Source organism: Salipaludibacillus agaradhaerens, from assembly GCF_002019735.1.
Lineage (GTDB): Bacteria > Bacillota > Bacilli > Bacillales > Salisediminibacteriaceae > Salipaludibacillus > Salipaludibacillus agaradhaerens.
The window spans coordinates 2230819-2243701 of sequence record NZ_KV917378.1; the positions used below are offsets into that span (position 1 = coordinate 2230819).

The 12883-nt window shown below is 41.3% G+C and carries 9 protein-coding genes; 3 read left to right on the top strand and 6 right to left on the bottom strand.

All coding sequences use genetic code 11. The features are described 5' to 3' along the window. Positions 1 to 9 precede the first annotated feature (9 nt). The gene (locus BK581_RS10440; protein WP_078578111.1) at positions 10 to 693 is read left to right on the top strand and encodes an amino acid ABC transporter permease; all 684 of its coding nucleotides are present in this window, start codon (positions 10 to 12) and stop codon (positions 691 to 693) included. Between the two features lie 139 nt (positions 694 to 832). Here BK581_RS10440 and BK581_RS10445 read toward each other — a convergent pair whose 3' ends face one another. After that, on the bottom strand, positions 833 to 1711 hold the full coding sequence (locus BK581_RS10445; protein WP_078578112.1) for an EamA family transporter: 879 nt from the start codon (positions 1709 to 1711) through the stop codon (positions 833 to 835). A gap of 96 nt (positions 1712 to 1807) precedes the next feature. Then, positions 1808 to 2740 (bottom strand): manganese-dependent inorganic pyrophosphatase, encoded by a 933-nt coding sequence (locus BK581_RS10450; protein ID WP_078578113.1) that lies wholly within the window; start codon positions 2738 to 2740, stop codon positions 1808 to 1810. 311 nt (positions 2741 to 3051) lie between these two features. On the opposite strand from BK581_RS10450, the gene BK581_RS10455 reads away from it, so the two are divergent. Beyond that, the gene (locus BK581_RS10455; RefSeq protein WP_078578114.1) at positions 3052 to 3381 is read left to right on the top strand and encodes an antibiotic biosynthesis monooxygenase; all 330 of its coding nucleotides are present in this window, start codon (positions 3052 to 3054) and stop codon (positions 3379 to 3381) included. Between the two features lie 102 nt (positions 3382 to 3483). On the opposite strand, the gene BK581_RS10460 is transcribed toward BK581_RS10455, so the two are convergent. The 3 genes from BK581_RS10460 to licT form a co-directional block, all read right to left on the bottom strand. Continuing rightward, positions 3484 to 4947, bottom strand: a complete 1464-nt coding sequence (locus tag BK581_RS10460) for a glycoside hydrolase family 1 protein (protein WP_078578115.1) — start codon at positions 4945 to 4947, stop codon at positions 3484 to 3486. Positions 4948 to 5074: 127 nt separating this feature from the next. Further along, positions 5075 to 6952 (bottom strand): beta-glucoside-specific PTS transporter subunit IIABC, encoded by a 1878-nt coding sequence (locus BK581_RS10465; RefSeq protein ID WP_078578116.1) that lies wholly within the window; start codon positions 6950 to 6952, stop codon positions 5075 to 5077. A gap of 272 nt (positions 6953 to 7224) precedes the next feature. Continuing rightward, positions 7225 to 8088: a BglG family transcription antiterminator LicT gene (gene licT / locus BK581_RS10470; protein WP_078578117.1), complete on the bottom strand. Its 864-nt coding sequence runs from the start codon at positions 8086 to 8088 to the stop codon at positions 7225 to 7227. A 424-nt stretch (positions 8089 to 8512) separates the two neighbouring features. Here licT and BK581_RS10475 point away from each other — a divergent pair, with 424 nt between their 5' ends. Then, on the top strand, positions 8513 to 9364 hold the full coding sequence (locus tag BK581_RS10475; protein ID WP_078578118.1) for a VOC family protein: 852 nt from the start codon (positions 8513 to 8515) through the stop codon (positions 9362 to 9364). A gap of 62 nt (positions 9365 to 9426) precedes the next feature. Here the strand turns inward: BK581_RS10475 and metH are convergent, their stop codons facing one another. After that, positions 9427 to 12882 (bottom strand): methionine synthase, encoded by a 3456-nt coding sequence (gene metH / locus BK581_RS10480; protein WP_078578119.1) that lies wholly within the window; start codon positions 12880 to 12882, stop codon positions 9427 to 9429. Position 12883: the final 1 nt, after the last annotated feature.

Genomic DNA, 12883 nt, shown 5'->3' on the forward strand with positions numbered 1-12883 from the left:
GGAAGACACATGCGTGACATTCAATGGGAGTACATCTTTAACATCGAACTAGCTACCGATAGCTTTCTCTTTATAATGGAAGGCATAGGATATACCATGCTTATTTCGTTAAGCAGTATGCTTATCGGCATTGTGATCAGCCTGTTCTTAGCACTCGGGCGCATGTCTTCTCTTATATGGCTGCAATGGCCCTCCCGTTTGTATATCTCTTTTATGCGTGGGGTGCCCATTCTTGTAATTCTATTCATTCTTTATTTTGGGTTTCCTTTTATCGGGATAGAGTTCAATGCTGTCACCGCAGCGATTATTGGATTCAGTTTAAATAGTGCTGCTTATATGGCTGAAATTAATCGCTCTGCCATCGGTGCTGTTCCAAAAGGTCAATGGGAATCAGCTAAATCCCTCGGCTTTTCGTTTTGGCCCATGCTGCAGTTAATTGTATTACCACAGGCAACACGCATTGCCATTCCGCCGCTGACGAATGTTTTACTTGATTTAATTAAAGCATCATCATTGGCCGCTATGATTACTGTACCAGAGATTTTTCAACAAGCGCGTATAGTCGGTGGACGAGAAATGGATTACATGACGATGTACATTCTCGTCGCATTAATCTATTGGGGGATCTGCTCCGTTATGACGATTCTACAGAACTATTTGGAAAACCGTTACAAAAAATATGGGGAGATTTAAATGGATTAAGCAGTAACTTATTATTTTTCAGCAACAGCCTCGCTCTTTTCAGCAATACCTCCCCATTTTTCAGCAACAACCCCAATTTTTTCAGCAATACCCTCGACTTTTTCAGCACCTTACATCCCCTACGGCTGTCCTAAGCGCTACGCTTTAGGACAGCTTTTTTAGGTGTATAGATTAACACTGCAAGTCCGGCAAAAATAAGGAATACTCCTAAAGATGCCCATAAGGTTAAGACTTCTCCCACGATGGCAACGCCAAGCAGAGCGGCTGTTAATGGCTCTGCCAGCGATAACGTGACAGCTGTCGAAGCTGGTATACCCATCAGCCCTTTGACAAAAAGTAGGTACGCAATAGCTGTGGCCACTATGCCTAGTTGGAGGACAACAAGTAAACCGTTTAGCTCTGTCACCCAGCTCACATCAAACACGAATAGCAGAGGTGAAAGGATAATCGCGGCTATTGTAAAAACAACTGCTACCGCCATCTCAGGCGCAACTTTTTTGACGATATCCTTATTGACAAGTGTATATGTTGAGAAAGCGAACCCAGCCCCTAATGCTAGAATAAATCCCATAGGATCAAGCTCAATAGTGCCTTGGGTAACGAATAGTAAGATACAACCAAGAATCGATAGACTAGTGGCAATCCACCACTGTCTTATAGGACGCCTTCGGTAAACAATCCACTCGATGAGGCCCGTCATTAAAGGAGCGCTTCCAATGGCAACGACGGTACCGATGGCGACACCAGTGGTTGCCACCGCAGAAAAAAATAACGGCTGGTAGGCAGCCATAGCACATGCAGCAAGTAAAATAGTTTTTACCGGCCATTCAATTGAAGCGACTTTTTTGGTCATGAGACCGATCATAAATAAAACAGTGCCTCCCACTGCCAATCGCATTGTCCCTACTGCAACAGGGTGAGCCTCGTCAGGAGCGAAATACTGTGCGGTTCCTGTTGTGCCCCAAAGGATCGCCCCGAGTAGAACGAGTAAAAATGAAAGCTTGTTCATGAAACATCACGCCTTATATACTCATTTTTATTAACCATCAGTAACATGAGCTAAAAAACAGCTTAGAGAAAAAGCTCTCCAAGCCGTTCGTTACAATTAAGAAAGGGCGTTTGTTAATTGTGGTACGATTTGTTTTTTGCGTGACACCACACCTTTAAGTGTTGCTTGACCATCGTTGAGCGTCACATCGAACGCACTTTCCACTGCTTTAGTTTGTTCACCAACCACTATAGCGAGAGAGTCATTCGTTAAAATATCTGTGACCGCTAGTAAAAATAGGCTTAGGCCTTTCTTAGCAAGAACTGCCTCCATCTCTGCTTTCACCTCGTTAATACGGTCTAGAACATCATTCGTATCTACCACATTAACTTGGGCGATCTGCACGTTATGACTTCCCATTGTAAACTCTTTAGCATCCATATTCAGTAGTTGATCAACTGTCTTATCGCTCATGTCGGCCCCTGCTTTTAGCATTTCTAAGCCGTAAGCTTCTAAATCCACCTCAGCTATTTTGGCCAATTCATTAGCAGCCTCTATATCTTCCTTTGTACACGTCGGAGATTTAAATAAGAGGGAATCTGAGATGATCGCCGATACCATTAAACCTGCCATCTCTTTTTTGATAGAAACGTCATGTTCTTTATATAACTTATTAAGGATGGTTGCTGTACACCCAACAGGCTCCGCTCGGTAGTATAGAGGACTTTCCGTTTCAAAATTAGCAATACGGTGATGATCAATCACTTCCATTACCTGCACTTTGTCCAAGTCCTGGACACTTTGTTGGCGTTCATTATGATCTACAAGGATAACTTTATCTACTTCGTTCGCCACTTCTTTCACGTAGCGTGGGGCGTCTACGCCAAATTCATCAAGTGCATATTGCGTCTCAGCACCAACTTCTCCAAGTCTAACAGCTTCAACATTCATTCCCAATTGTTGCTTCAAGTCCGCGTAAACTAACGCAGAACAAATCGTATCCGTATCAGGATTTTGATGTCCGAAAACTAGTACTTTATCTGTGCTCATACCCTGTCACTCCTTTTACTCTGTCAGTTCATCAATACGATTTATTTTATCACGTTAAAGGGGCACCTGTCACCGCTCACCTATATCTTTCGCCAATTTTTGAAGTAAAAAATCAGCCTGTTTACTCAATTCGTTTTCATTTAGCTCCCCGTGTATATCGAGCATTTAGTTATATCACGTAAACACTATTTAAACTTCCTTAACCCGAAGTAGCAACCCCCAGATTATTAGAAATTTAAGAGCATTTAATTGACAATGATTCTCTTTCTCAATTAAAATAGAGAGCAAATCCCTTTTATGGAGTGATACATATGTTTATTGAAATGAAAAACATCCATGTAACGCACGGCTCTGCCCAAAAAGTTGTTGATCAATTCGCAAGTCCAGGAGTAGTTGAAGAAGCTGAAGGCTTTGTGGATTTAAGTGTGTTAGTCAAAGAAACGCGTAAAGGCCCCGATGAAGTGGTTATTATGATTCGCTGGGAGTCTGAAGAGGCATGGAAACAATGGGAAAAGAGTGAGCCGCATTTAAATATGCATCGCCAAAGCCGTGGGAAAGCAAAACCTGAACATATTATAAGTTCTTCTCATCAAACATATGATGTGAAAGCCGTGAAGGAGAAAGTATCCCCTGCCACATAAGCAGGTCGTTTAAAGAAAAACTTTGCTTGCTATTTTTATCTTCTGTCATACACTTTATTAGTCTAAAGAGCCTTGGAAAGCAGTTTCCAAGGCTCTTTAGTGTTATAGCTCTTCTCCATTTGTTTCAATTACTTTTTGATACCAGTAAAAGCTGTCTTTTTTGGACCGCTTAAGCGAGCCATTACCGTAATCATCTTGATCAACGTAGATAAAGCCGTACCGCTTGGACATTTCAGATGTAGAGAAACTAATAAGATCAATCGGCCCCCAAGCAGTATACCCAATAAGGTCCACGCCATCTTCAATCGCTTTTCCCATTTCCTTAATATGCTCACGTAAATAAGCAATGCGATAATCATCGTGAATGCTACCATCGTCTTCAACTTCGTCAAAAGCTCCTAAACCATTTTCCACGACAAATAGTGGCTTTTCGTAGCGGTCATAGAACATATTTAATAACGTTCTTAGCCCCTTCGGATCAATTTGCCAACCCCAGTCAGACGCTTCAAGATAAGGGTTCTTCAAGCTACTTAATAAGTTACCTGCTGCTTTTTCTCCTTCAGTTTCTGGACGGGCAGACACAGATGACATATAGTAGCTGAGAGCAACATAATCAACGACATTATTTTTTAAGATGGCATCGTCTTCTGCTTCCTTTTGAATGGTAATGCCATTCTCTTTGAAGAAACTTGTCATATAAGCTGGATAATGCCCACGAGTCATAACATCTGTGAAAAAGAATGTGTTGCGCTGGTCATTTAGTGCTGTCATGACATCGTCTGGATGAGGACTGTTCGGATAGTTGATCATACCGACGACCATACATCCAATTTTACCATCTGGAATAATACGATGAAGGGCTTCAACCGCTTTGGCACTAGCTAAAAACTGGTGATGGGCAGATTGAAATTGTGCCTGTAACAGTTCTCCTTCAGCTACATGGTCACGTAAGAAAGCGCCTCCGATATACGGTGCCATTAAAATACAATTAATTTCATTAAACGTAATCCAGTACTTTACTTTGTCTTTGTAACGCTCAAAAACAGTTTCAGCATACTTAGCAAAGAAGTCCACGAGCTTTCGATTTGTCCACCCTTTGTATGTCAATGTGAGATTAAGCGGTGTTTCATAATGGGACAGTGTAACAACAGGCTCAATACCGTTTTTAATTAGTTCATCAAATAGATTATCATAAAATTTTAATCCCGCTTCATTAGGAGTTGCGTCGTCACCATTTGGGAAGATTCGCCCCCATGCGATGGACACCCTTAATGTTTTGAAGCCTAGTTCCTTAAACAACGCAATATCTTCTTTGTAACGGTGATAGAAATCAATACCATACCGCTTCGGGTAATTTTTATGATTCGTGTCATTTAATGCTTCTTGAACTTCAGCTGTTGTTGGAAAAGGGATTTTCATTTTTTTTCTGTCTTCAGGCCTCACAACTTTTACAACATCACTGATAGATAGCCCTTTACCGTCTTCATCAAAAGCGCCTTCAACTTGGTTTGCGGCGATAGCGCCACCCCATAAAAAATTTTCCGGAAATTGTTTCAACTCTGACATCTGTTCATCGTCCTTTCCTCATTTAAATAGTTTGTTCTACCTTCCCCCCCATCACATGTCTGTGGACGAAATGGATTGGCTTTAGTACTTACAATAGAGACGTCATAACAAAGGTATAGACTACCTCTTAGTTACCTTCTGCCACAAGGGTCATCAGGTCGGACCCACGTTCGATAGATCCATCTGTCTTAATTGGTGTAATCATCTCATAGCTGTCACTATTGGTAATAATAATAGGCGTCGTAAGCTCATACCCTTCAGAGCGAATACCCTCTATATCAAACGACACTAATTGATCACCAGGTTTTACAACAGCTCCTTCTTCAATATGCTTCGTAAAGTACTTCCCATTAAGTTGGACCGTGTCGATTCCTACATGAATAAGGATCTCCGCCCCATTATCACTTTTAATACCGATAGCATGCAACGACCGATATAGGGTAACGATTTTACCTGACACCGGTGATACGACAATACCCTCAGTCGGTTCAATCGCTAATCCTTGGCCCATAATACCTTCTGAAAAAGTTGGGTCATTGACTTCACTAAGGGGATTAATTTCACCTGTCAATGGGCTTACAACACCTTCTCCAGATAGATCACTGACTGTTTTTTTGTCTCCTGTTTCTTCAGCTGGTGCTGTTACACTACTTTCTTGTGGAACATCTTCAAATCCAATTAAGTAAGCGACTACCGTTGCAACTATAAAGGAAATAGCTAAACCGATGAGGGCATATCCAAAGTTCATACCTGGCCCAATAAATGTTGGAATGCCTGGTAAACCGGCATTACCACCTAAAATATAAGCGGCTACGTTTGTGAGACCATAGAAAGCACCACCAGCTGCACCACCAATTAAAGCAGCAATAAATGGTTTTTTCAGCCTCACGTTAACACCATACATGGCAGGTTCTGTAATCCCCATGAGGGCTGTGACACTCGTAGACATGGCTAATGATTTAAATTTCGTATTCTTCGATCGTAGAAATACTGCAAAAGCTGCACCTGCTTGTCCCATATTGGCAAGAAACATGGCAGGAATCATGTAATCAAATCCACCGACTGTAATGTTGTTAATCATTATTGGCATAAGTGCATAGTGCATGCCTGTCATAATGATAACAGAGAATGTACCACTCAATAAAATCATCGCTAGTACACCCACGTTTTCGAATAAGAAATTAATCCCTACTGATAAGTAGTCACCTAATATTGTGCCTAATGGTCCGACGGTTATTAAAGTCACTGGCACGACGATGAGCAATGTCAGTGTGGGAACAACAATCAGTTTAAGCGATGCATGTGTGACACGGTCTATCCACGATTCCACATAAGACGCAATCCAAATCGCTAATAGAATTGGGATGACCGTTGAAGAATAGGTTGCAATCGTCACTGGTAACCCGATAAAAGAAATAGGTTCTCCAATAGCAAATAATGCTGTTAAATCAGGATGCAACAAAGCTGCGGCAATGGCTGCCCCGATATACGGGTTACTGCCAAATTTTCGTGCGGCACTAACAGCCAATATAAGCGGTAAGAAGTAAAACGCACCGTCTCCTAATGCACTGAGAATAATATACGTTTGGCTCGTATCACTAAGCCAACCAAATGTGTCTGCTAAGGCGAGAAGTCCTTTGATCATCCCTGCCCCAGCGATAGCTGGAAGAATCGGTGTAAACACGCCAGAAATCACATCAAAAAGAGCACTTATAATGTTTTTCTTGCCTTCCTTCTTCTCGTTACTACTTTCTTCTTTTAAATTTGTATTGGCAATGATCTCCTTGTACACTTTCGGAACATCATTACCAATAATGATTTGAAATTGTTCACCACTGAGGTTTATCCCTAATACCCCATCTACACCTTCTAATTTTGTACGATCAACCTTCTCTTTATCGTAAAGGTTAAAACGTAACCGTGTCATACAATGAATAACGCTTTGAATGTTTTCCTCACCACCAACGAGATGTATAATCTCTTTGGCCGTTTGACTATGCTCCATGATAAATCCTCCTTATTTCCATTAAAACGTCTATAGATGTGTCCAATTTAATATGTAACGTCTCCTGCTCACTAGCTTCTGGAAGAACCTACTTAATTGTGCTTCCTCTCAATGGATAACATCACCTCCCGAAATAATAAAAGGCTCAAAAATTTTGATTAATCCTTTTCTTAAAAAACAAAAAAACCTAAATCACGCCGTTAACACGAGCAAAGATGTTGCTCGATACGGCCGTAACTTAGGTTTTGCCTGCATAAATCAGTAACAATCCTTCAGTCGGTCTTCTTCGTATGCCATTGATGTCTTTGTGTGACCCTATATATATGCAAAGTAAGGTATACCATTTCATCTTTTGATATTTGTCTACCGTGTGTTTTATCAACATATTTAGTAATTTTTTCACTACAATGAAAAGCTTCCTCGTATTTTCTTTTCACTTGTTCATATAAAAAGTCATCTGGATGCTCAGATCCTACTTCATTTTTCACAAGTCGAAAAGCAAAAAAACGTAAGTGGGTTAAAAATCGTTCATAACTAATGGCGCTTTCATCCAACTCCATGCCGAAGTGATATTTTACAATATTTAATATATCGTTCACCATCTTAGTAACGTGAACCATTGATTCAAGTCCTTCTCCAGATATTTGACTATTGAGGAGGTGAAGGGCAATAGAGCCGGCTTCATCTTCTTCTAACACATAGCCAGTATCTTCTTTAATAATATCTAATGCATGGCGCGCCACTTCGTATTCTTTCTTATAAAATTTACGAATTTCCCACAGTAATGGATTCTTCAACTGCATACCTTGCTTATGTCTACTAAGAGCAAAGCTGAGGTGATCGGTTAGCGCTACGTATATATAATCATCTAGCTTATTTGGCAGCTGCGATTTGGCATACGTAATGATTTTATCGGACAGTTGTAAATAAGTCTCAGATACATCGTTTAAAAGTTCTGCTAGTTTGTCAGAAACACCTTGATTTTCTAGCACGAAGGTTTTCTCAATTTTTGACTGTTCGATCTCATCTCCGACTTTTTTCTTAAAGGCCAGCCCTCTCCCCATGACAACGAGCTCTTGTTCATTTTCTCCCTCTGTTAGCACGACGTTGTTGTTAAGTACTTTTTTTATGTCCACATTCACCACCCCCTCGCCATTCCAATATATGGATTGTATAAATATATAAAAAAAACCTAAATTTAATAAAGTTAGCCCGTAGGTCACTTTATCAAACTCAGGTTTTGCCTGCCGAACAGTAACAATCCTCAATTTGAGATTGTAAGCGATTAATCTATTCATAAATTATCATGATTCTACAATATTGTCAACGAATATATTTAATTCTCTACATATCTCGACATGCTTCCTCTAAAAAAGCACGTTATTTGGGCAGTACCTCTTGTATTGCCTAATTAGCTTAAGGGGATGCCCTTGATCGTAGAGGCTCTCCGCCTATGCCGACAGTTATTTTACAATAGGCGTTTAATTTGATTCTTCTATACAATTGAATCTATAATTAATTCAATTACTTACAAAATTAAAGTGCTAAGGAGGAATGGCTATGCCCTTTCACGAAGCATCGGCCACATTTATCAGTCATGTTCACTTAAAAGTAAGAGATTTAGCTACTTCTATGTCATTTTACCGAGACATTCTTGGGTTATCTATTTTCAGTGAGTCTGTCACAACTGTTTCCTTTACAGGCAATAAAAAAACGCCATTTTTAACAATTGAACAAGCCGGTGAATACGTACCGCGTCCACCTCGCACAACCGGCCTTTATCACGTTGCTCTTTTACTTCCTTCAAGAGCTGATTTAGGGAGCTTTCTTAAACATATGCTCGACCACGACTACCCTTTGCAAGGGGCATCAGACCATCTCGTAAGTGAAGCTATCTATATGGCTGATCCTGATGGTAATGGCGTTGAAGTCTATCGCGACCGTCCATCTGAAGAATGGATTTGGCAAAACGGTCGTGTCACGATGACAACTGATCCACTTAATGCAGAGGCTGTGCTCGACGCTGGAAAACACCTCCCGTGGGCAGGCATGCCCTCTGGCACTGTAATGGGTCATCTTCATTTACAAGTGGCCGATTTAAAACAAGCGGAGCATTTTTATTGCGACGGCCTCGGATTTAATATCGTCTCACAATTCGGTGAACAAGCGTTGTTTATCTCTAGTGATGATTATCACCACCATTTGGGATTAAATACATGGTCGAGTAAAAACGCGTCATCCCCACCAGAAAACAGTGTTGGCATTAAAAGCTTCGACGTTTTTTATCCTAATGAAGCTAGTCGTACTAAGGCAGTAGAGAGATTAAGAAGTCAGGAAAGGCCCGTTAATCATCAAGGAAATGCGCTCGTCGTCACTGATCCTTTCAACAATAGAATACGACTTCTCATTTGATAAAATAAGACGTTGCCCTCATAAATAATTATTTATGAGGGCAACGTCTGATCTCTCACTATTTAAACACTAAAGTATCTTCCTTTAGGATGGGCAAATACCATGGCAGACACACTAGCTTCTGGTTCCATCATATACTCTTCTGTGAGCTGAACATCAATTTTGGATGGTTCTAAAAGGTTGAAAAGTTTAGCTTGGTCTTCTAAATTTGGACAAGCTGGATACCCAAAGGAGACACGAACTCCTTGGTAACGGGCGGAGAACCGTTCCTTCATCGTAAAATCGGCTGAATCAGGGAAGCCCCACTTATCACGCATAAGCTGATGAATTCGCTCAGCAAAGGCTTCTGCCACTTCTAATGCCACTGCTTGAACGAGGTGACTGTACAGATAATTGCCTTCATGTTTCGCTTTTTCGGCTATCTCTCTCACACCACTTCCTGCTGTTACTGTTAAAAAACCGACATAATCCATTTCCCCATCTGCTTTATCCCTCAGAAAATCTGCTAAACATAGATAAGGTGGTTTCGACTGTCTTGGAAAATCAAAGCGTTCCAACACGCGCGTATGATCATCGCGGTCAAAGATCAAGACACTGTCTCCGTCCGCCTGTGCAGGGTAAAAACGATACATGCCATTCGCTTGCAGTAGCCTTTCCTTTTCTGCTTTGTGTAGAAATGCCATGACCTTTTCTTTTAATTCAAGTGTTTTCTTATCTCCCCGCTCACAATTGCGGGCAATATTCCCTTGAATACCTAGGTGTTGTCCGAGTAGGGTCTGCATATTTATATAAGGTAACAAATGTGATAAACGGAAATTCCGCAGGACATGCAAAGAAAGATCTTCTGGTATAAATATCGGACTATTTTCTGTCTCACTTCGTCTAGTAAGTACTTTAGTCCCTGAAGTAACACCTTGTTTTTTGGCTACATCACCATGTAAGTCTTGTTCTTTAATTTCTTTCTGCCGCTTTTTATGGAGGGTTATTAGCTCCTTTTTGTCCTCAGGCCGTGCTAATTTATTCGCTAATTCCAACCCTGTCATGGCATCTTTTGCATAGAGGACAAGTCCTTCGTATTGCTTAGAAATTTTATTCTCCGTAAATCGCCTTGTGAGAGCTGCCCCACCTACTAAAATAGGAATGGAGATGCCTCTTTCCCGTAAGTCATTAGCAGTTAACACCATCTGTTGTGTTGATTTTACTAATAGTCCTGATAAGCCGATAGCATCAGGTTTCTCACGCTCTACCGCGTCGATAATGTCATTCGGCGGAACTTTAATACCGAGATTAACAATGCTGAAACCATTATTTTGTAAAATGATTTCCACTAAGTTTTTCCCTATATCGTGTACATCTCCTTTAACCGTTGCAAGTAGAATTTTCCCTTTCCCACGATCATCAGCCTTCTTTTCCATGTAGGGCTCGAGATATGCCACAGCCGCTTTCATCGCTTCAGCACTTTGAAGCACCTCGGCCACGATTAATTCGTTATTGTTAAACAACTTCCCTACTTCATCCATCCCATCCATTAATGGACCGTTAATAATCGAAAGCGGGTCACGATACGTTTTAAGCGCCTCTGCTAAATCATCATTCAAGCCATCTTTTGAACCTTCAATAATATAGTCAGCCAGCCGTTCTTTCAGCGGAAGCTTTTTCACCGCAGTTGCCTTTCGCGGTTTTTTCTTCCGATAGAAATCCGTAAAGGCTGCTAATGTGTCGTCATTTGTACGGAATAACAAATCATCAGCTAACTGGCGTTCTTCTTCTGAAATGGAGCCGTACCTTTCTAATTTTTCCGTGTTGACGATGGCATAGTCTAACCCAGCTCTCGTACAATGATACATAAATGCTGCATTTAACACTTCACGGCCTAGAGGCGGCAAGCCGAATGACACATTACTTACGCCTAGTATTGTTAGACATTGTGGAAATAGCTCCTTAATTTTTCGTATGCCTTCAACAGTAGCCTCAGCTGAACCAATGTACTGTTCATCGCCTGTCCCAACAGGAAAGACAAGAGGATCAAAAATAATGTCTTGCGGGGATACCCCGTAACCATTGACCAATAAATCGAACGACCGCTCTGCAATCGCTACTTTCCGCTCCACACTCACACCCATTCCTTCTTCATCTATCGTCCCGACGACGACCGCTGCGCCAAATCGGTGAATAAGCTCTGCTACTTTTTTAAATTCTTCTTCGCCGTCTTCTAAGTTAATAGAATTAATAATTGCCTTCCCTTGTGAATAAGTGAGTGCCTTCTCAATAACCGACGTATCCGTTGAATCTAACATGAGGGGGACTTTTACTTTATTAATCACATGATGGAGGAAGTTCTCCATATCTGCCAGTTCATGACGATCAGGGTCAGCCAAACAAATATCAATAACGTGTGCCCCACGCTTCACTTGTGCCCTGGCTATTTCAGACGCTTCTTCATACTTTTCTTCCGCAATAAGCCGTTTGAACTTTCTTGAGCCAATGACATTCGTCCTTTCTCCAACGAGTAAAGGGCGCATATCAGTATCATATATGAGTGGTTCAATGCCTGACACGCTATGCCGGGTATTGTCCGGAAGGCGTCTCGGTTCATATTCTTTTACCGCTTCAGCCATTTCACGAATATGATCAGGTGTTGTCCCACAACAACCTCCCACGATATTTAACCATCCCTTTTCCGCAAAATCTATCAACTTTTTCGTTAATGACTTTGGTGATTCATGGTAATGGCCTTCTTCATCAGGCAATCCTGCGTTTGGATAACAATGAACGTACGAAGGAGCTATTTCAGATAACGTCCTGAGATGGTCTTGCATAAATTCCGGGCCTGTAGCACAGTTAAGTCCCACGACGGTTGGCTTCATATGAGCCAATGAAATATAAAAAGCATCGATCGTTTGACCTGCCAACGTCGTCCCCATCGGCTCAATTGTCCCAGAAAACATTAAGGGAATTTGAGCATGACGCTTTTCAAATGCTTGTTCAATTGCCACGTAAGCCGCCTTCACATTACGCATATCTTGACTTGTCTCTAAAAGTAAGATATCGACGCCACCGTCTAACAAACCTTCAACTTGTTCCCGATACGTACTCGTTAACTCAGCAAAGCTCGTTCCGCCTGTGACAGATAAAGATTTTGTCGTAGGACCCATGGCACCAGCGACAAAACGTGGTTTATCATCGGTGGAAAACCGCTGTGCTTCCTTTACAGCTAATTCTGCTGCTTTTCTATTCAACTCATAAGCTAATGCCTGAAGGTCATAGTCTGCCAATACAAGACTTGTGGCACCGAATGTATTCGTTTCAATTATATCCGCACCCGCCTCTAAATAAGCCCTATAAATATGACTAATCACATGAGGGGCAGTAATATTTAAGTACTCATTACATCCTTCAAACTCTTCCCCACCGAAGTGCTCTGCCGTTAAATCGGCATCTTGAAGCATCGTTCCCATTGCCCCATCTAACACTAAAATCCTTTGCTTTAATGCGTGTTCAAAACCAGATTTTGTCATC